The sequence below is a fragment of the Sporosarcina sp. FSL K6-1508 genome (assembly GCF_038007465.1).
Classification (GTDB): domain Bacteria; phylum Bacillota; class Bacilli; order Bacillales_A; family Planococcaceae; genus Sporosarcina; species Sporosarcina psychrophila_B.
Window position 1 is genome coordinate 857487 of record NZ_JBBOXF010000001.1, and the last position, 21981, is coordinate 879467.

Annotated in this window: 16 protein-coding genes, 1 pseudogene and 1 riboswitch; all 17 genes and pseudogenes read left to right on the forward strand. The window is 39.7% G+C overall.

Translation table 11 applies throughout. The features are described from left to right. The first annotated feature begins 11 nt into the window (after positions 1–11). Positions 12–1988, forward strand: coding sequence for a DHH family phosphoesterase (locus tag MKZ11_RS03995; RefSeq protein WP_340792729.1), 1977 nt, complete (start codon positions 12–14; stop codon positions 1986–1988). Continuing rightward, positions 1988–2437: a 50S ribosomal protein L9 gene (gene rplI, locus MKZ11_RS04000; RefSeq protein WP_340792730.1), complete on the forward strand. Its 450-nt coding sequence runs from the start codon at positions 1988–1990 to the stop codon at positions 2435–2437. The genes MKZ11_RS03995 and rplI overlap by 1 nt, the downstream gene beginning before the upstream one ends. 15 nt (positions 2438–2452) lie before the next feature. Continuing rightward, a complete protein-coding gene (gene dnaB / locus MKZ11_RS04005) occupies positions 2453–3808 on the forward strand; it encodes a replicative DNA helicase (RefSeq protein WP_340792731.1) in 1356 nt (451 codons plus the stop codon). A gap of 350 nt (positions 3809–4158) precedes the next feature. Continuing rightward, the gene (locus MKZ11_RS04010) at positions 4159–5631 is read left to right on the forward strand and encodes a M23 family metallopeptidase (protein ID WP_340792732.1); all 1473 of its coding nucleotides are present in this window, start codon (positions 4159–4161) and stop codon (positions 5629–5631) included. A 353-nt stretch (positions 5632–5984) separates the two neighbouring features. Beyond that, entirely contained in the window at positions 5985–6695 is a 711-nt protein-coding gene (gene yycF, locus MKZ11_RS04015) for a response regulator YycF (protein WP_340792733.1), read from the forward strand. 5 nt (positions 6696–6700) lie between these two features. Continuing rightward, positions 6701–8524 carry a cell wall metabolism sensor histidine kinase WalK gene (gene walK / locus MKZ11_RS04020; protein WP_340792734.1) on the forward strand — a complete coding sequence of 608 codons (1824 nt, stop codon included), beginning with the start codon at positions 6701–6703 and terminating at the stop codon, positions 8522–8524. Next, complete coding sequence (locus MKZ11_RS04025) at positions 8515–9864, forward strand: YycH family regulatory protein (RefSeq protein ID WP_340792735.1); 1350 nt, start codon at positions 8515–8517, stop codon at positions 9862–9864. Before walK ends, MKZ11_RS04025 begins: the two co-directional genes overlap by 10 nt. Next, complete coding sequence (locus MKZ11_RS04030; protein WP_340792736.1) at positions 9851–10663, forward strand: two-component system regulatory protein YycI; 813 nt, start codon at positions 9851–9853, stop codon at positions 10661–10663. The genes MKZ11_RS04025 and MKZ11_RS04030 overlap by 14 nt, the downstream gene beginning before the upstream one ends. A gap of 12 nt (positions 10664–10675) precedes the next feature. Continuing rightward, a complete protein-coding gene (locus MKZ11_RS04035; RefSeq protein WP_340792737.1) occupies positions 10676–11464 on the forward strand; it encodes an MBL fold metallo-hydrolase in 789 nt (262 codons plus the stop codon). A gap of 89 nt (positions 11465–11553) precedes the next feature. Further along, the gene (locus MKZ11_RS04040; protein ID WP_340792738.1) at positions 11554–12831 is read left to right on the forward strand and encodes a S1C family serine protease; all 1278 of its coding nucleotides are present in this window, start codon (positions 11554–11556) and stop codon (positions 12829–12831) included. 166 nt (positions 12832–12997) lie between these two features. Next, positions 12998–13162 carry a CxxH/CxxC protein gene (locus tag MKZ11_RS04045; RefSeq protein WP_340792739.1) on the forward strand — a complete coding sequence of 55 codons (165 nt, stop codon included), beginning with the start codon at positions 12998–13000 and terminating at the stop codon, positions 13160–13162. Between the two features lie 79 nt (positions 13163–13241). After that, positions 13242–13721: a 23S rRNA (pseudouridine(1915)-N(3))-methyltransferase RlmH gene (gene rlmH / locus MKZ11_RS04050; protein WP_340792740.1), complete on the forward strand. Its 480-nt coding sequence runs from the start codon at positions 13242–13244 to the stop codon at positions 13719–13721. Positions 13722–14178: 457 nt separating this feature from the next. Continuing rightward, a riboswitch (cyclic di-GMP riboswitch) is annotated at positions 14179–14289 on the forward strand. 209 nt (positions 14290–14498) lie between these two features. Further along, the gene (locus MKZ11_RS04055; RefSeq protein ID WP_340792741.1) at positions 14499–16550 is read left to right on the forward strand and encodes a methyl-accepting chemotaxis protein; all 2052 of its coding nucleotides are present in this window, start codon (positions 14499–14501) and stop codon (positions 16548–16550) included. A gap of 48 nt (positions 16551–16598) precedes the next feature. Then, positions 16599–18380 carry an amidase family protein gene (locus MKZ11_RS04060; protein ID WP_340792742.1) on the forward strand — a complete coding sequence of 594 codons (1782 nt, stop codon included), beginning with the start codon at positions 16599–16601 and terminating at the stop codon, positions 18378–18380. Positions 18381–18678: 298 nt separating this feature from the next. After that, on the forward strand, positions 18679–19365 hold the full coding sequence (locus MKZ11_RS04065) for a response regulator transcription factor (RefSeq protein WP_340792743.1): 687 nt from the start codon (positions 18679–18681) through the stop codon (positions 19363–19365). After that, positions 19352–21412, forward strand: a complete 2061-nt coding sequence (locus MKZ11_RS04070; RefSeq protein ID WP_340792744.1) for a HAMP domain-containing sensor histidine kinase — start codon at positions 19352–19354, stop codon at positions 21410–21412. The genes MKZ11_RS04065 and MKZ11_RS04070 overlap by 14 nt, the downstream gene beginning before the upstream one ends. A 273-nt stretch (positions 21413–21685) precedes the next feature. After that, a pseudogene (locus tag MKZ11_RS04075) lies at positions 21686–21976 on the forward strand (ATPase); the annotation flags it as partial. Between the last annotated feature and the right edge of the window lie 5 nt (positions 21977–21981).

Genomic DNA, 21981 nt, shown 5'->3' on the forward strand with positions numbered 1-21981 from the left:
GGGATGTGACAATGACGTCATTTTTTAGAAAAAGGGCAATACGTTATCCATTGACAGTATTGTCGATTCTGGGCGTGATGGCGGCAGTGCTTCTGCTCTTATCTCATTTTTGGCTCGGACTTCTTTTTTCCATTTTATTTACAGCGGCAGCAATAATTGCGTGGAAATTTGAAGAACAGACTTATAATGAAACAGAGAAACATATTGAAACATTGTCATACAGGATGAAGAAAGTCGGAGAAGAAGCACTTCTTGAATTGCCGATTGGAATTATCCTTATTAACGAAAAAAATGTCGTTGAATGGGCAAACCCGTATGCTGCGAAAGTGTTTGCAAAGTCGGATTCGCTTATTGGCGATGAGTTGTTCGATCTGTCCGAGCAATTCCATACAATTTTAAAGAGTGAGAAACCGGAAAACAATGTTTTGACGATTGGAGAAGAGTCGTATAAAGTTTTCTACAAAGCAGAGGAGAAACTCATTTATTTGTTTGATATTACGGAGCAACTAGTGATGGAGACCCTTTATTATGCTGACCGTACGGTTCTCGGAATTATTCTTGTCGACAATTATGATGAAGTATCACAGGCGATGGACGATCAGACTCGAAGTCAGCTCAATTCGCTCGTGACGTCACTTATAAATAGTTGGGGAACAACGAATGGAATCTTTGTAAAGCGAATTGCGACAGATCGATTCTTGGCCGTTTTTAACGAAGGAACATTGGCCAACTTGGAAAAAACGAAGTTCTCGATTTTAGATGATATTCGTGAAACAACTGCCAAGCAGAGCACTGCCTTGACGCTTAGTATTGGCGTAGGGGTGGGATCTACGTCCTTAATAGAACTGGGTGAACTGGCGCAGTCAAGTTTAGATCTAGTGCTTGGGCGCGGTGGTGACCAAGTGGCTATCAAGCGTTCTGACGGGAAGCTGAAATTTTACGGCGGGAAAACAAATCCTGTTGAAAAAAGGACGCGCGTTCGTGCAAGGGTCATATCGCATGCTCTGCGTGATCTGATCCAAGGCAGTGATAAAGTGTTTGTGATGGGTCATAAAATGCCGGATATGGACGCGATTGGAGCGGCTATCGGCGTTCGAAAAATGGCCCGCATGAACAATGTAGAAGGTCATGTCGTTGTTAACTTTAATGAGTTGGACGGAAGTGTAACGCGCCTGATGGATGAAATTAAGCGCGATACGGATTTGTTCAATCAATTCATCACTCCTGATGAGGCACTTACAAAAATCACAGAGAAATCCCTGATCATCGTTGTTGATACACACAAGCCAAGTATGGTCATTGATGAACGCATTATTGAAAAGGCAGAGAAGGTTGTAGTAATCGATCACCATCGTCGGGGAGAAGAGTTCATCAACGACACGATGCTCGTCTACATGGAACCATATGCATCTTCCACTGCCGAACTTGTAACCGAATTAATTGAATACCAGCCAAAACATGAAAAACTTACAATGCTTGAATCGACTGCGTTGCTTGCAGGTATTATCGTCGACACGAAAAGTTTTACATTGCGTACAGGGGCAAGAACGTTTGAAGCTGCATCGTATTTACGGACGAATGGTGCAGATACCGTACTTGTGCAACGTCTTTTAAAAGAGGATATCGATACGTATATTATGCGGGCCAAACTAATTGAAACGGTTGATTTATACGATGAAGGTATTGCCATTGCAAAAGGGCAGGACCAAGTTGTTTACGGCACTGTTCTAATTGCCCAAACTGCCGATATCCTACTTACGATGCAAGGTGTTGCAGCTTCATTTGTGATTGCATCCCGGGCAGATGGTAAAATTGGTATTAGCGCCCGTTCTCTCGGTGAATTGAATGTTCAACTCATTATGGAGGAGCTCGGAGGCGGTGGTCATTTGACGAATGCAGCATGTCAGCTTGACGTTGAATCGGTGGAAAAAGCAAAAGAAATGCTAATAGATGTATTAAATACAAAGACAGAAAGGGGAAATTCGTAATGAAAGTGATCTTATTGAAAGACGTAAAAAGTATTGGGGTAAAAGGTGACATAAAAGAAGTATCTGTGGGGTATGCGCAAAACTTCTTGCTGAAAAATAAATTGGCCGTTGAAGCAACAGCTGGGAATATCAGCCGACTTGAAGGACAGAAAAATCGGGTCGCGAAAGATGCTGCCGAAGAGTTGGCAGAAGCGAAAGTGCTGAAGGATCAAATTGATAAAATTACAGTTGAAATGAAAGCCAAATCTGGTGAGGGCGGAAGATTATTTGGTTCAATTACAACAAAACAAATTGCCGAAGCGTTGAATAAAACTGAAGGCATCAAGGTGGACCGCCGCAAAATGGAATTACCGGATGCAATTCGCGCACTGGGCTTTACGAATGTTCCCATTAAAATCCACCCAGATGTTATGGCAACACTTAAAGTACATGTAATAGAAGAAGGATAAGGAGAGATTGGGTAGATGAATCAGATGATTGATCGCGTCCCACCACATAATAATGAAGCGGAACAGTCGGTCATCGGAGCAATTTTTCTTGAACCACAAGCGCTCATTACTGCGGCTGAACTTCTTATGCCAGAAGATTTCTACCGGATGGCGCATCAGAAAATCTTCCAGACGATGATTAGTCTCAGTGACAAAGGTCAGGCAATTGACGTTGTCACAGTCACAGAAGAACTATCTGCTAAAAAGGAACTGGAGGATGTCGGTGGTATTTCATACTTGATGGAGATCGCCAACTCAGTTCCAACAGCAGCCAATATAGTGCACTATGCACGTATCGTTGAAGAGAAAGCACTTCTACGACGTCTTATCCGGGTTGCCACCTCAATTGTTGAAGATGGTTACGCACGGGAGGATGAAGTTGAAGCACTTCTTTCTGAAGCGGAAAAGAAAATGATGGAAGTATCTAACCGAAAAAATGCCGGGGATTTTCGTCATATCAAAGATGTCCTCGTTGAAACGTATGATAGTATTGAACTTCTTCATACGCAAAAAGGTGACGTTACAGGTATCCCGACAGGTTTCCGGGATTTGGACAAAATTACAGCGGGTTTTCAGCGCAACGATTTAATTATTGTCGCTGCGCGTCCATCCGTTGGTAAAACGGCATTTGCGTTAAACGTCGCGCAAAATGTGGCGACTAAAACTGATGAAAACGTTGCGATCTTCAGTTTAGAGATGGGAGCAGAGCAGCTAGTGATGCGGATGCTGTGTGCGGAAGGTAATATTGATGCACAAGTACTCCGGACAGGTGCCCTCGAAGCAGAAGATTGGCGCAAACTTACGATGGCAATGGGCAGCCTTTCAAATGCTGGTATTTTCATCGATGATTCTCCAGGCATACGGGTCAATGACATTCGTTCAAAATGCCGACGCTTACAACAGGAACATGGATTGGGCATGATAATGATTGACTATATGCAACTGATTGCAGGAAGCGGCGCTAAGCCTGGTGAAAACCGCCAGCAGGAAGTTTCGGAAATCTCCCGATCGTTAAAATCACTTGCGAGAGAATTGAAAGTGCCAGTAATCGCACTGTCCCAACTTTCCCGGGGGGTTGAGCAACGTCAGGATAAGCGGCCAATGATGTCCGATCTCCGGGAATCAGGGAGTATCGAGCAAGATGCGGATATCGTTTCGTTCCTTTATCGGGAAGACTATTATGATAAAGAAACAGAAAACCAGAACATGATTGAAATTATCATTGCAAAACAGCGGAACGGTCCAACAGGCACTGTGACGCTTGCTTTTGCAAAGGAATATAACAAGTTTGTCAATATCGACTGGAGTCAACACGAGTCGTCTGACTACTAATAGAACAGGAACGTCAAGTTACTAAATGTAAATACATCTCATCTACCAAGAGCTTCCGGTAGACGAGATGTATTTTTTTGTAAATTATCTTCACAAAAATGATAGAGAAGTAGAAAGACAAGTGTACAAATTAGGAAATTGTAGACAAGCAATGTGCTAGAAAATAAAATTCCCTACTAAATAAAAAGGAATAGTTAATAATTGGATGCAATTCTACAATTACATTACAAAGATCTAGAATGCTATAAGAACTGGATAGGATATGTTAAATTAAAGGGGCGTGAAAAATTTGGTCAATTGAAAATGATCTATATCAGTCTTCTGATTGAAATATGGAGGGAGTTTCATACATGTTTTTCGAAAGAAATAAGCAGGACGAAACAAAAAGAACTTTACCAAGTTTTAATCGTCCTTTTAAAAAGGTTCAGAAAGTCCTTATTATGACACTAATGTTAGCAGGACTTGGGATAAATTCAGTTGTTGCTAATGAAGATGAGAATGCAGCCCTCTCAACAATATTCCATATCTACTCAAAAGGGGAATATGTGGGTGTTATATCGGACGAAGAAAAGTTGGAAAAATTGAAAAAAGAAGAACTACAAAAGGCGGCCTCCGAATTTGAGAATCTCCCGCTCACTATAGGAACAGATTTGTCAGTGATTCCAGAACGAGTATTTACAGCAGAAACGGACGATAGCATCGTCTTCGAAAAACTTCATGAAATGCTATCCGTAGAAGCGGAAGCAATCGGTGTTTCAATTGACGGAGAACTGGCATTCTACGTCAATGATATGGCTACGTACGATGAAGTGATTCGCAAACTGAAATTACAATCCGTTACTGAGAAGGAGCTTAACGAATTCGAAGCCCGCACAGCGTCTTCTGAAACTGTACCCCCTTTGAAGGTGGATGAAACGCGCATTGCCAACATCTTGATTAGTGGTGAGATACAGGCTGTGCCAGGAAAAACAGCTCCAGAAAAGGTAAGAAATGCAAAAGAAGCCATGACCCTTCTTAATAAAGGTACGCTGGAAGAGAAGAAGTATGTAGTCAGTTCCGGGGATGTCCTTGGATCGATTGCTGTCACTCACAATATGGCGACAGCTAAACTGTTGGAACTAAATCCGGGCTTTACAGAAAATACGATTCTTAGGTTAGGCGATGAGCTCAATGTTACAGCTATCGAACCTTATGTAGAAGTGGAAGTCCATTATGAGACGAAGAAAAAAGAAACAATTAAATATGCTAAGCTATCTGAAGAAGATAATTCCTTATACAAAGGTGAAAAGAAAGTGACACAGAAAGGTTCTGACGGAGAAAAAATAGTTACTGCTCTGATTCGCAAAATGGACGGTCAGCAGATAGGTAGCTCAATATCTGATGAGAAGATTATTGCTGAGCCAGTAAACAAAGTGACAATTGTCGGAACAAAAGTGATGCCTTCACGAGGATCAGGCACCTTCATTTGGCCGGCATCAGGAGGGTATGTATCAAGCCAAATGGGTACTCGTTGGGGCAGAACCCATCAAGGCATCGATATTGCGCGCCCATCCTCATATGAGATTGTGGCTGCAGACAATGGTGTTGTTACAACCGCTGGACGGCACAGCACATATGGAAATCATGTGGTTATTACACACAACAATGGCTATGAGACTTTGTATGCTCACCTCTCTTCAATTGACGTTAGCGTAGGACAAACTGTACCGCAGGGGACAAAAATAGGTGTCATGGGATCGACAGGCCGTTCTACGGGTGTCCATCTTCACTTTGAAGTATTCAAGAACGGATCTAATATCGACCCTATGAGCTTTTTTAGATGAATAGGTAATTAAGGACGATACACATGTTGTATCGTCCTTTTTAAAAGATTGGAATGTATGCAGTTTTTAAATAATTATATAAGTTTAAGTGTTGAATCTGGTGTATAAACCTAGCGAAGGCGCCTCACCAGTTCAATGGAACTCTTTATCTCAACATATAGAGGTCACTGTCTGGACTACAGCGACTTTCACTTATTTAATGCTATTCGACAATATTCGGGGAATATTGCCCGGGAAATAATGATAATGGTAAAAAAGGTGTTAGCAACAGAAACGTGCGAATGACAGGGAAGAATGATAGAGTAAAAGGACATTGAAAGAGGCGCCGACAGGGCGAGATGGGGGAAGAGAATATGCAAGATAAAGTAATTTTGATTGTTGACGATGAAAAACCTATTGCAGATATACTTGAATTTAATCTTAAAAAGGAAGGTTTCACCGTTTTCTGTGCGTATGACGGAGATGAAGCACTTGAAAAAGTAGAGGAAGTAAAACCCGACCTTTTACTTCTCGATATCATGCTTCCAAAACGGGATGGCATGGAAGTATGTCGAGAGATTCGTAAGAAATATGATTTTCCGATTATTATGCTAACGGCGAAAGACTCTGAAATCGATAAAGTGCTAGGCTTGGAACTGGGTGCAGATGATTATGTTACAAAACCTTTTGGCACACGCGAGCTTATTGCACGTGTAAAAGCGAATTTACGAAGACATATGAAGTCAGTTGAAGAAGAACTAGAAGGGGCGACAAATGATATTACGGTCGGCAACCTGATTATTCAACCAGATGCTTATTTAGTTTTAAAAAGAGATGAAAAAATTGAATTGACGCATCGGGAGTTTGAACTGCTACACTATCTTTCTAAGCACATCGGACAAGTAATGACACGCGAGCATCTCTTACAAACGGTATGGGGCTATGATTACTTTGGAGATGTACGGACTGTAGATGTGACAATCCGCCGCTTACGTGAAAAGATTGAAGATACACCAAGTCATCCGACGTGGATTGTAACAAGACGCGGCGTAGGCTATTACCTTCGGGATCCGGAACAGGAGTAACAGCTATGCAAAAGGTTGGTTTTTTTCGCTCTATCCATGTTAAATTTGTTCTAATTTATGTGATGCTCATTCTTATTGCCATGGAAGTTATCGGGCTTTATTTTGCACGTGAGCTTGAGCAAACCTTGAAAACAAATTTCACAACATCGATAGCCGATAGAATGAGTCTAGTGGAATTCAGTGTTCTTGAAGAAATGACGAAAAAACGTGCCACGGACGACCCGCAGACACTCGAAATGAGTCTTCGGGCCGTCCTTTCAGGTTTTAAATCGGAGGATATCAATGAAATCCGGGTTATCAGTGCTGGGAATCTTATTCTCGCGACTTCTGCTGATAACCAATCAGTTGTAGGACAGCGTTCACCGGTCGAAATTGTGAGAAAGTCTATCACATCTAAATCACCGGACGAAGTGATCAATCTTAACTTGAAAACAAGAAATCGGGTTTTGGTTCGAGCAACACCTATCATCGTGGATGAAGAAGTGATTGGCACGCTTTATCTAGAAGCTAACATTGAAAAGGTGTTTACTCAAATCGATGAAGTGAATCAAATTTTGGCTGGCGGTGTAGCTGTTTCCTTGACAATTACCATCATTCTGGGCATTTTAATTGCGCAGACAATGACGAGGCCAATTTCTGACATGCGACGGCAGGCACAAGCAATGGCGAAAGGGAACTTCTCCAGAAAGGTTCGTGTTTACGGAAATGATGAAATGGGGCAGCTTGCAATCGCCTTCAACCATTTAACAAACCAATTGCAAGAATCCCAGTCATCGACCGAAAGTGAACGACGAAAACTGGCCTCTGTGTTAGAGAATATGACCGATGGGGTCATTGCGACCGATCGAAAAGGACGTGTCAGCCTTATTAATGACTCCGCTCTTGTAATGCTGAGACTGACACGGGATCTTGTCTTGAATCGTCCGATTTCTAGCATTCTTGGACTCGAACAGGAATATGCATTTGAAGATTTAATCCAAATTAAAGAGTCAATTGCCCTAGATTTTAGTACGAAAGATCAACCCTATATTTTACGGGCAAACTTTTCCGTCACACAAAGAGAGACGGGATTTGTGAATGGCCTTATTGTTGTCTTACATGACAACACGGAACAAGAAAAAATTGATATGGAACGACGGGAATTTGTATCAAATGTATCGCATGAATTGCGGACACCGCTCACGACCATGCGCAGCTATTTGGAGGCACTCGCTGACGGGGCGTGGAAAAACGAGGAGATTGCACCGTCCTTCTTACATGTAACACAGACTGAAACCGAGCGGATGATTCGGCTTGTTAATGACTTATTGAAACTATCACGGATGGATAGTAAAGACTATGATTTAAATAAAGAATGGGTTGAGTTCAATTACTTTTTCAACTCAATAATTGATCGATTTGAATTTTCAAAATCGCAAGAAGTCCATTTTGTACGTCTTCTGTCTTCAAACGAATTGTTTGTTGAGATTGATACGGATAAAATGACGCAAGTGTTAGATAACATCATTTCAAATGCGTTAAAGTACTCTCCGGATGGCGGCAATATTCGTTTTGGTATTACAATGTCCGATAATCTTATTAAAGTGATGATTTCGGATGATGGTATGGGAATACCGCAGGCGAATGTCAAACGTATTTTTGACAGATTTTATCGTGCGGATCGAGCAAGATCACGTGCGTTGGGTGGTACAGGACTAGGTCTTGCAATTGCCCGCGAAATGATTATGGCGCATGGAGGAGAGATTTGGGCGGAAAGTGAAGAAGGAAAAGGAACGACAATTATCTTTACGTTGCCGTTCGAACTTCAAGAGGACGGTGAGTGGGATTGAAATACATTGAAACGGTTAAATCGATAATCCTTCTCTTGCTTGTCGCATTAAGTATGGTGTTGACCTTTTCTATTTGGACGTATACCCCAAGTTATGACACGATTGAGAAACTACCGCCCGCAGATGTTGCGATTGCGGAGAAGAAGAAATTTAATGAGCTCATCAAACCCTATAAAACTGTGTTCAATTTTGACGACGTGTTAAGAGGAACAACTGATTCAGATACCATCGATGAGATTATGGATGAAATAACAGAATGGGAAGTATCAGATCTTAAGCCGGTGAATAGCAATTTCAGTGCAGAGAATCTTAGAACATTGCTTCGAAAACAGAACCGATTTACATTGTTCTTTCATGGTGAGGTACCCTTGACTGTTTATGATAATGTCTTGAACATCAATGAGCCGGTTCCAATTGTACCGGTGATTTCTTTCGACCGTATTATAGTCGATTGGAACCCAGCCGGTATAGCGATGGATATTTTCTTTGTCAGTAGGGCGAACAAGACGCTTTATAGTGCAAAGGCGAAGCCCGAGGATTATCGAAACTTTCAACGTACTGTATTGACACAAGCCCGGGAACTTGCAGAGTATACAGAAGTAAACCCTGAAGGTTCTACCTTAATTGTTGTTCCCAAAAACCCCGTTGAAATAGACCGATACACGTTTATTGAGGGAGAAACCCCTCCCAGTAAGTTTCGTGATGCATTGTTCAGTGATCCAAATGCAGTACGGAGTAGCCAGGTGGCTACTAACAAGGAAGAGCTAGTTGATAACCACGCGTTGATGAAGATTGACAAAGATAAGTTGAAATTTGAGTATGCTTATCCTACCGCGCGCCTTAGTGAACTTGCAATCCCATCTGAGTTGCTGGCAGATACGATCAACTTTGTTAATGAACATGGTGGTTGGACAGATGAATTTAGATATACGTACATGAATCCAAAATCACGTACCGTGAACTTCCGCTTATTCGTGCAGGGGCTTCCCGTTTACACGGATTCTAGTTCGACTGCTGAAATCATACAAAAATGGGGAAATAAACAGATATACAAATATGAGAGGCCTTACTTCCTTCTTAATTGGTCGCTTCCTCACGAAAAAGTAGCTGAATTTCTCCCCTCAGGTATCGATATCGCTGAAAGGCTCATCGAATCGGATATGGTGGATTTTGATACTATCGATGAAATTGCTCCAGGTTATTTCATGAAGCATGATACCGAAAAAGAGAATTTCATCATGGAACCAGCATGGTTTTACTTGGTGAAAAGAAAGAATAGCGAAAGCTGGCATCGTTTTTCACCTGAAAACTTAGGGGGTGAGCCGATTGGATTGGAATAAGACGAAAACGATATTCATTATCGTATTTTTAATCGTAAACGTCTTTCTTTACTGGCTTTACCTAACTAAACTTACGGATGCACAAAACGTCCAGGTAATCGGAAAAACACCGATTGAAGAATCATTAAAGATGGACAATATTACGTACGATAACTTGCCGCCTTATAAAAATGATCCTTTTTACGTGTCTGCAAAACCTGTGATATTCGCTAATGAACAGCTTGAAAAACTTGAAAATCAAACCGTCAAATTGCTGCATGAATCACTGCTTCAATCTACACTGGTAGATCCGTTCAGCGTGATGCATGAAAAAGGAAAATATGATTTCACAGAATTTCTTTCGAAGTATGTCATGAATGGGGAACGGTATGAACTTTGGGAAGTAAATGAAGAAGAACAACGGGCGTTACTTTTCCAGAAGGTAGATAACAATCCAATCTACTACAGCCGGACTGCAATGTTGAGGGTATACTGGAACGAAGATGGAGAAGTAACAAATTACGAACAAAGTATGCTGGGCGAATTCGACAGCTTCAATCAGAAAAACGATCTTCTATCACCTATCGAGGCAATCGAGAACTTATATTCACGAGGGTATTTGAAACAGGGCTATAAGATAAAAGATATGACGCTTGGTTATTCCAGCCTTGTACAAGTGACGGAAACTCAAGTATTTGCCCCGACATGGCATATACGTGTAGAATTGAAGGATGAGGTAATGGAAGATTACTTCATCAATGCAATTGAAGGTATGATTATAGAGTTTCAGTCTGAACCGTTTGAAGAAGATAATGAATAAGGGGTTTTTGTAATGCGTTTTAGTGTTCTCGCAAGCGGCAGTAGCGGCAATGCGGTATTTATAGAGAATGATAAACATGCATTTCTTGTGGATGCAGGTTTCAGTGCAAAAAAAATGGACAGTTTAATAGCGGGAATCGATCGTTCTATGAAACAGATCGATGGTATTTTTGTAACGCATGAGCATAGTGACCATATAAAAGGAATTGGTGTCGTAGCACGTAAATATGGCATTCCGATTTATGCAAATGAAAAAACGTGGCAGGCGATGGATGGTCTTGTTGGCAACATACCGCTTGAGCAGCGCTTTCAATTTGATATGGAAACTGTAAAATCATTCGGTTCACTCGATGTTCAATCATTTGCAGTCTCGCACGATGCTGCTGATCCAATGTTTTATGTTTTTCATGAAAACGGCCGGAAACTTGCGGTTATTACGGATACTGGTTATGTGAGTGACAGGATGAAAGGTTTTATCAGAGGTGCAGATGCTTTTGTTTTTGAAAGTAATCATGACGTCAGTATGTTGCAGGTAGGACGGTATCCATGGTCCGTTAAACGTCGGATCCTCAGTGATGTAGGACATGTATCTAATGAAGATGCAGCAGTCGCAATCAGTGAAGTAGTTGAGCAAAAAGAGACGAAAATCTATCTCTCACATTTAAGTAAAGATAATAATATGAAAGACCTTGCAAGGATGAGTGTCACGCAGACGCTGGAAACATGCGGGATTGTTACAGGCGAATTCGTTCATCTTTATGATACGGATGCCGACCAGCCGACTGAACTTGTCACGGTATAGAAGTCATGCATTGAACCTTACCTTTGAGGGATTTTATTTAAATCTCTGTAGGGTGAGGTTTTTCCTTTTGAAACGGATAAAATAGGGTAATGTTAAATACAACAGCATTTTCAGAAAGGGAGAAGTATATGGACGAATACAATCAAAATCCTGCCACTAGGGATTTGGAACCTTCTGTGCCGGAAAATAAACCGCAACCAAGTCTGCGCCGGCCTCAGAAAAGGGGCGGCTTTCTGCCAGGCATTCTTGGCGTTGTAGTTGGTGCGTTACTTGTCTGGTTTATCATGCAAGGTGGAAGTAGTACGAAGGAAACACCTCTTGTAGATGTGTCAAAACAACAGGCCGGTATTCAAACTGAACGTTTATCTTACGATATGAATAATGACATAACAGATATCGTCGGAAAAGTGGCGGATTCGGTTGTTGGCATAACAAACTTGCAGACGGTTCACGATCCTTGGTCACCCGTAGAAACAACTAGGGAAACGGGATCAGGTTCGGGCGTTATTTATAAAAAACAAGGCGACAAAGCGTATATCGTCACGAATCATCACGTCGTGGAAGGTGCACAAGAATTAGAAATCACTTTCGATGATGGCTCAAAAACAGCAGGAAAAACCGTTGGTAGCGATATGTGGACAGACTTGGCCGTCATTGAAATTGATGCTAAACCTGTCAAAACAGTTATTGGCTTTGGAGATTCAGATGCGTTGAAACGTGGAGAAACGGTAATTGCAATCGGCAATCCGCTGGGCCTCGGTTTTTCAGGTTCTGTGACAGTAGGTGTTGTATCGGGAAAAGATCGATCAATTCCAATTGATTTCGATGAAAATGGTACAGTTGACTGGTTTGCGGATGTCTTGCAAACGGATGCAGCCATTAACCCAGGGAACTCTGGCGGTGCTCTAATTAATCTTGCCGGCCAGCTAATCGGCATCAATTCCATGAAAATTTCAGAAGCAACGGTTGAAGGAATTGGCCTTGCAATCCCAATCAATCTTGCAACGCCGATTATCGATCAACTTGAAAAAAACGGTAAGGTAAACCGTCCGACAATGGGTGTCACGTTACTTGACCTCCGAAGTATTCCGGCACAACAGCAACGGGATATGCTCAAATTACCGGCCACCATAACAGACGGAGTAGTCGTGAATGAAGTCATGAGCAAATCAGCCGCTGAAATTGCCGACGTTATGCAATATGACGTTATTGTTGAAATGGATGGAGAAAAAATAGAAGATATGGTCAGTTTACGAAAACACCTGTATAATGCGAAGAATGTGGGTGATACGATGCAAATGAAAGTGTATCGTGAAGGCAAGTTGCTCGAAATAGAAATGGTGTTAAAAGACGGTAACTCGTTTTAGTAATAGCATTACAAACACTTTACAATGAAAACTTATCCACAGCGGGCATAATAGCTATCGGCTAGCTATTATGCCCGTTTTTTTATTGTATTCGCTCTTTGTGGATAAATCTAAAAATTTGTGAATAACTTTGTGTAAAATAAAAAAGCTGAAAGTTGGGATGAAAATGAATACTTATAGCTGTGAAACCCATATAAACCATGCTCTTGACGTTTTTGTAGCTGAGCAGGGAAAGTTTCCAATCATGGAAGCTGTAGCAGAAGAAAATAAGTTATCCACAAAGTGCTCGTATTGTGAAGACGCGGCATTATATGTTGTGAGGGATGAGTAGTCGGACACAACATGTAGATAAGTGATGTGGATATGTGTATAAGTTTTGTTTATAATAATAAAAAAAGGGTGGACAACTTGTGAATATTACAATTGTGACAGTGGGTAAATTAAAAGAGAAATATTTAAAAATGGGTATAGAAGAATTCTCAAAAAGACTAGGTGCTTATGCAAAGATTAACTTAATAGAAGTTCCGGACGAAAAAGCACCTGAATCATTAAGTGATGCAGATATGGAAATCGTGAAGAAAAAAGAAGCGGATCGTATTTTGGCGAAAGTAGGGACGGATTCCTATGTGATTGCGCTCGCGATTGAAGGGAAGATGAAGACATCAGAAGAGCTAGCAGCGGATATGGAGTCGCTAATGACATACGGGCGGAGCAAGGTAGCGTTTGTTATCGGAGGCTCGCTGGGGCTTCATGATAGCGTGATAAAACGGTCGGATGAATTGTTGTCTTTTTCGAAAATGACATTTCCGCATCAGATGATGAAGCTGATATTGTTGGAGCAGGTGTATAGGGCCTTCAGGATTATGAAGGGGGAACCGTATCATAAGTAAAGGCGGTTATTGATAAAATATGATGAGACTCGGTCAGTGACAAACGTTAGAGCCAGATAAATTCAAAGGAAACCATAAGAAAAGGGATTTCAAGGAGAAAATGCGAAGCTCAAATGGTTTCAAGGTCTATCTCGAACTGGGAGATAGGCCAATTAGGTGTGTCAAAGTAATCGAGATTAGTTATCATTGTAGCAAATAGTAGGCGGGTGAAGCGATAGTATCAGCCAAATATTGGATAATGTCGCCAAAATCAATCAATTACTAATTTGAAATCATATTTTTGACTTCATTTCTATAAAACCTTATACATAGTCGATGAAAACCTACTTTTTAACTGGTTCCGAACTATCCTCGTGATTCATTTTTCATAGATAAACAGTGAGGAGTGGTTAAAAAGTCTTGAATTTTGTAGAGTTACGTGAGATTATTGGTGAGCGTAATTTTAAACTAAAACTATAGAAGTTAAAGGCAACCTGTTCTGAAAGGGCAGCACGCAAAGCCTAGGATCTAAAGTTTAGGGATTAATCAAAAGTCCTGCAATCTAAACAATGATCGCCTGGTTACCAAATTTATGGATTAATATATATATAAATCCTTTGGCTATTCTATATTAAATAGAATAGTTTTTTGAGTGTTTAAAACCACCTAGAATGAATTTGGCAAAAAGACGTAGTTAGAAAGGATTAAGAGATTCTTGAAGTTAACAATTTAAAAGCTTTGAAGCAGCAGGCAACTTACGCTTGATTCACTATTAATTAAATAGAAAGGATTGTGCAAATGAATAAGAAAAGGATTTCGTTCAAAGCAAAGTTATTAGTTTTCTCACTATTGCTATCGATAGTACCGATTGTATTTGTTGGCGTGTTAGTGAATAAAACAGTTAGCAAAAAAACCAAGGATGATTATATTAGTTTCAGCGAGAAAGAAATTAAACAGGTGGATAATGGAATTTCTCTATACTTTGAAACGATTAGGGAAAATGTCAATTTATTAGCTAATGACCATTCCGTTCTAAATGCCGATTCAAGTATTACTTCCTATAAAGATATAGCGGGGGAAGGCTCAATTGATATGACCCCTTCAGAAAATGGGGATAAGGAGAAAGCCATTTTTGATGTGTTTTCTCAATTTAGTAATAGTCATCCTAAAGCCTCTTATGTTTATATAGGTACATCGGATGGAGGTTATGTCCAATATCCCGAGGGGCCCACGCCAGCTGGTTTCGATCCTAGAGACCGTCCTTGGTATAACACGGCTATTGCAGAACCAGGAGAAGTAAAATTAACAAGTGCCTATAAGGCAACTGGGGTAGAGGGAATTATAGTCAGTAATGTAGTATCGATTGAAAAAAACGGAAAGCAAACAGGTGTGTTAGGCCTGGATGTAAGTTTGGAAGGCTTAACAGATATTATTAAGGAAATCAGTATCGGTAAAAAAGGTTATGTCATTCTTGCGCAAGAAGATGGAACAATCCTTGCACATCCGAAAAACTCCGAATTGAACTTCCAACCCGTTTCCGAACTAAATGTTCCGGAATTAACAGATTTAAGCAAAGACGGCCCATTTGAAACGAACCTAGATGGTGAAGACTATGTATTGAACACAATCACTTCAGAAATTGATGGCTGGAAGTATATTGCTGTCATTAAGAAGGACGAAATTTTAAGTACGGCGACTTTCATACGAACAATGCTTTTCATTATAGGTGGGGTTTTCGCGATTCTTGCTGTCATTGCGTCTATTATAATGAGTTTACGTATAACGAAGAGAATTAAAAGCATTAGTGATTTGTCTTTAGCGATGTCAAAAGGTGATTTGACGCAACAAGTCACGGTAAAGGTGAACGATGAAATCGGGGATATGGGAGAGAATTTCAATACCATGTCTACCAGTTTGAAAGAAACCATGCGAAAAATTGCGCATGAATCTCAACAATTATCTGCGACCTCTGAAGAGTTGGCAGCGTCTTCGATTGAAAATCAAACAGCTTCCAGCGAAATATCCGAGTCAATCCAATTGGTTGCTACTGGAGCTGATGACCAGGATGAGGCTATGAAAAACGCTGTAGGTATTATCAATGAAGTGTTTAATCGTGTAGATGATGTGACAGTGAGTATGGGCAACGTAAAAGATTCCATCCATTATTCAACGGAAACGGCTAAACAAGGTAGTGAGGTCGTTGAACAAACGGTAAGTCAGATGAGTGAAATTGATAAAAATGTGAGTTCTTCCGCTGAGAAAATCAGCATGTTAAATGAAAAATCAAATGAAATTAGACAAATTAGCTTAATGATACAGTCCATTTCAGAGCAAACGAATTTATTAGCTTTGAATGCTGCAATTGAAGCTGCTAGAGCTGGTGAACATGGAAAAGGATTCGCAGTCGTGGCAGATGAAGTTCGAAAACTTGCAGAGCAATCTAGCAACTCAGCATTGCAGATCAATGAGATCATTCACGATATTAATGATGGAATTGAAGATTCGATGGAACTTGTCAATCTAGGCGTAAGTTCGGCTAAAGAGGGAATGAAACTTGCGAATGAAAGCGGGAAAGCATTTGGGGAAATTATGGATTCTATTCTCACTGGTACAACAAAAATATCTGAAGCTAGCATAGCGATGGAAAACATGAAGAATCATATAGCTGAAGTGGTCGTTCACATAGAAGAAGTTTCAAAAACGAGTATTGAAGTAAATAATTATTCTCAAAACGTTGCGGCATCCTCCGAAGAAATGAGTGCCTCCATGGAAGAGGTTTCAGCGGTTTCTCAAGAGTTAGCTAGGATGTCAAATGAATTGGAAGTAGCCATTCAGCAATTTAAATTGTAAAAGAAAAATTTTTATGTTTCATTTAATTTAGAATAGGGGGGAAATACCATGTTAAAAGTATTAAATCATGTTATCACCTTGATAGCCCTTATGGCAGTTATGGCCGTGCTTCCAATGGCAAGTGTTTCTGCAGAAGAAACCAAATTCGATCCATTTGAAAAGAGTATTAAAGAAATTTCGGAAGCCTTGGATAACAATCAAATTACTTCTGAGCAGTTGGTTACGTATTATCTAGAACGTATAAAAGCTTATGACAAGCAAGGCCCTACGATTAATTCGTTGACTAACATTAATGAAGAAGCTATAGAGATTGCAAAGCAATTGGACGCAGAGAGACAAAGTAAAGGTACAAGAGGTGTACTACATGGTATTCCGATTGTTGTTAAAGATAATTTTGACGTAAAAGGAATGCCTACAACTGCAGGTTCTGTTGTACTAAAGGAAGCTTACCCTGAAAAAGATGCTTTTACGATCCAGAAATTGAAGGATGCAGGAGTCATTATCATCGGGAAAACAAATATGTCAGAGTTCGCAGCATCATATGGAAGGTTAGGATATGGCTCTTTGAGTGGTTTAACCTTAAACCCTTACAACCTTAAACGCGATGCTTCTGGTTCTAGTAGCGGAACTGCAGCAGCGGTCACAGCAAACTTTGGTGTATTTGGATTAGGGACGGATACATCTGGGTCTGTTAGAGGACCAGCCCATGTTACGGGTCTAGTCGGTATTAGACCGACGCTAGGTTTAATCAGTCGTGACGGAGTCGCTCCTTCCTCGTTAAATTTCGATACGCCAGGTCCAATGGCTAGATCTGTAGAAGATGTAGCCATTGCATTGAGTTTCATGGCTGGAGTCGATGAGAAGGATGAGCAAACATTAGCGGCAAAGGGACATATTGTTGAAGATTATAGTAAGTCATTAAACAATGCGGCCCTGAAAAATGCGAGAATTGGAGTAGCTGTTGACTTCTTTGGAGATAACGCCGAAGTAGATGCGATTACGAATAAAGCCTTGAAGAAAATGGAGGCAATGGGTGCCGAACTTATACCGGTATCTTTCTCGGAGACGACAAAGTACCTGTGGACACCTATTATTGGGCCGATTGGCGCAGCAGATTTCAAGGTTCAATTGGAGAAGTATTTACAACGGTTCCCGGGAAGTCAGCCAAAAACAGTAGAAGATGTTATCAAAGTCAGTGAATCGCCAGAAGTTTTGAATTCTGCAACGCCAGTAAATCCAGCAGGTTTGGAAGGTCTAAAAACGAATTTGAAACAAGCGGCATTTAAAGATACGCCAGAATATAATGATTTAGTAACAAAAGAGATCCCTAAGGTGCGCAATGAAGTTCAGTCAATCATGGATAAGGAAAGCTTGGATACAATTGTTTTCCCAACCATGTCATGTCCTGCATCATCAAGATTCGATCAGGAAGACCCGACATATATATGTGAAGCGTATGACACGTATGCCGCTGGTTACGTAGCAACGGCTACGGGATTCCCTGAAATTACAGTTCCTGCCGGTTCCACGAAAGAAGAATTACCTGTTGGGGTATCTTTCCTAGGATTGCCGTACAGTGAACAGTCACTATTAGATCTAGCCTATTCTTTTGAACAAGCAACCAACGCTAGAACACTACCTAAAACAACGCCTAAATTTAAGGATGTAAGTTCATTTGTCGATGAAATTATGTATTTGACAGTCAAAGGAATAATTAAAGGTTATCCAGATGGAACATTTAAACCAAATGATCCAATTACACGTTTACAAGCTATACAATTGATATTAAAAGAAAAGGGAATTGTGCTGGGCGAACCGTATCATAAGTAAGAGATATTTTTGCTTTACATTTATCAAATTAAATATAAATACAAAAAGAAAGCCGATTTTCTGAGCAAACAGAAAATCGGCTTTTACCAATTTTTTAAGAATTTTTTCATGTATGTCAGGTTATATAATTTTCTAAGTTCATGACGTATATTTGGCACAAGCACTTACTTAGGAAAAATACTAAGAAAACATTAAGAAAGGGTATGTGTGTTTGTTAAGATTTAACTAGTATTATATCCTTATACGAATCCTATAGGGGTGATCATGTGAACCGAGAGAGATGGAGGAGTGAATGTAGTTGAACATTTTGATTTGTGATGATGATAAAGAAATTGTAAGGGCGATTAGCATTTATTTGGAAAATGAGGGATATCAAGTGTTCAAAGCTTACAATGGGCTAGAGGCAATCAATCTTATTCGAGATCACGTGATTCACCTCATTATTATGGACATTATGATGCCGAAAATGGATGGGATTACGGCGACGATGAAAATTCGGCAAGATAATATGATTCCGTTAATTATGCTTTCTGCTAAGTCAGAGGATCATGATAAAATACTCGGATTAAATATCGGAGCAGATGATTATGTGGCTAAGCCGTTTAATCCGTTAGAATTGATGGCCAGAGTGAAATCGCAGCTAAGAAGGTATACGACATTTGGGAGTCTTGAGGTGAGTAGTCATGTATTTCAATCGGGCGGGCTCACGATTGATGATGAACAGAAAGTCATTACCGTGGATGGAGAAGATGTTCATTTGACACCGGTGCAGTATAAAATTGTAAAACTCCTCACAGCAAATGCTGGGAGAGTATTCACAATTGAAGAGATTTACGAAAAGGTATGGAATGAAAGGGCTGTTAATCCAGAAAATACGGTCTCAGTCCATATTCGAAAGATTCGAGAAAAAATTGAAATTAATCCGAAAGAGCCGAAGTATTTAAAAGTTGTATGGGGAGTTGGATACAAAGTTGAAAAATATTAGTCATGCACGCATTACGAAAGTAGTTGCGTTTCTGATTGCCATTGTTTGTTTAACGGGTATAGCGAAGGCACTGATTGATTTGGAATATAATAGAGTCAATCTCAATGATGTAAATGCAGATAATTATTTTGAAAGCCAAGCATTCTCGGAGGAAAGTTACGGCCTATTTAACACCTTAACGAAATTAGTTGGAAACTATAAAAGTGAAGCCAATATTTTAAGTGGTAAGGCATTAACGAAAGATAACAGACGAGAAATTGAAAATGAATTATTCTATGATAAATTTTATTATTCGGATGGGTATGATCATAACTTACCTGAAGCGGACAATAAGCGTATCTTCAAAGAAATATATGCAGATGACATCAAGCAAAAAAAAGAAGAACATATACAAATGCAAGTGAAGGAATTTTATCAGGCAGTCGATACACTGAAAACGTATGAAGGTATCGTCTATTACGCGAGCGATGGTGAGCATATATTTTCCAATAGTGAACTGAATAAGAAAGAGCAATTTGAATCGTATGATGCCTATGCGCTATTTGGGGATTACCAACAAAAAGTGTACCCAAATAGAGTGGTGGAAAGTCACTACTATGATTTTTCCACGTATAAATTTGATGAACTGAACCCGCAAACAGATGTTATGTATGTAGCATTTACAGATTCTTTTTTACAGCAAAAAATACAAGAATGGGAAATAGATAAAGTAAAAGCCCAAAAGTTTATGAATGAATCCATATTATTTTTAATAGGATTTATTGTATCTTTTATATATTTAGTGATTGTGATTGGAAGAACATCGTTTAAAGATAAAAACATTCATGTTCATGTCATTGATAAGCTTTATAATGACCTTAATATGGTGATTGTCGGTTGTTTAATGTCGATGTGGTTCGTACTGATTATTGAAGTGGTTCGTGAGATCTACCTGCCGCTCTCGGTACCAATTTTTATCATTGTCTTACTGCTGATTTTATCGCTCGTCAAGCATATCAAAAATAGGACAATACTTTCGTATACACTCATTTATCAAATCCTGAAAAAAGTTTTTCTTGCGGGGAAGCATGTATTTGATAGTGGCAGTATAGGTGTAAAAACCGTGCTGCTTGTCATTGGTTATCCAATCGTAGTTGCGGCAACGTTTTTCATGTTTCCGATTACGATTGGTCTAGCAGCTTGGTTTGCGTTAAAAAAAGTGAAGTCGTTTAACCGTATCAAAGAGGGTGTGGAGCAAATTAAGAATGGAAATCTTCAGCATCGAATTGAAGTAGATGGAAAAGGAAAAGGGGAGTTTAGCCGACTGGCAGCGAATATTAATCGTATTACTGATGGGTTAAAAAAATCGGTGGATAGTGAGATTAAGAGCGAGCGTTTAAAAACAGAGCTCATTACGAACGTTTCACATGATATTAGAACGCCTTTAACGTCAATCATTACGTATGTCGATTTATTAAAAATAGAAAACGACCCTGAAAAAATTGCTGAATATGTAGATGTGTTAGATCAAAAATCGAAAAGACTCAAGCACTTAACGGATGATTTATTTGAAGCGGCTAAAGCATCAAGTGGAAGTATACCTGTTCAGGAAGAACGGATTGACATCGTATCATTACTAACGCAAGGAATAGGAGAAATGGATGAAAAAATTGAAGCGTCGGCATTAGATTTTAAGTTAGCCTATCCAACAGAAAAGGTTTATGTGAAGGCTGATGGGAAACTGTTATGGCGTTCCATCGAAAACTTATTTTCGAATATTTTTAAATACGCACAGCCTGCATCAAGGGTATATATTGATGTTGAAGATGTAGGGAATGAAATACTCGTGACATTTAAAAATATTTCAGCATATGAATTAAATATTTCAGCTGATGAGCTAATGGAACGCTTTAAACGAGGGGATGAATCTAGAACAAGTCAGGGCAGTGGATTAGGGTTGTCGATTGCCGAAAGCCTTATTCATATCCAACGCGGAAAGTTCTTAGTTCAAGTAGATGGTGATTTATTTAAGGCGATGATTTATTTACCGAAACTTACAAGAGAATAATGTATTGATTGGAAGTTATAGTAAAATTTTAAAGTATCTTATTCATGTGAAATGGATAAGGTACTTTTTTTCAAAAAAAAACCGCACTTAGCCATATCACGAAGAACCGTATCATAAGTAAATGAGGTTTTCCTTGTAAAACAGAATACAGAAAAAAGTTAAAAGTAGTAGACAAGTATTAGTGGCTAGAAATTATACTGTTAATTTTAGTAGGCTTTTGATTGGAGACCATGTGAATGTTAAGTGAACAGACGAGATATTCTAGGCTCGCGAATATTTTTATTTGATTATGGAACGCCAATGAACTTAACAGAGTCAGAAATTCAAAGTGTTGAAGCTTATGTGAATATGGCTGCAGTCGCCATTCAAAACGCAAATAATTTAAAACAAAAGGAAGATCTTATTGCTGAAAAGCAGTTATTACTTAGTGTTACACGTGATTTATCGATGTGTTCTTCTATAGAGGAAAGTCTCGATAAATGGTTTTTTTACTTAGGAAAAGTTTTAGGAAGTAATAGTATTGCTGCACATCTCCTAGATCCGTTAGAAAAAACAGTAACTAAAAAAAG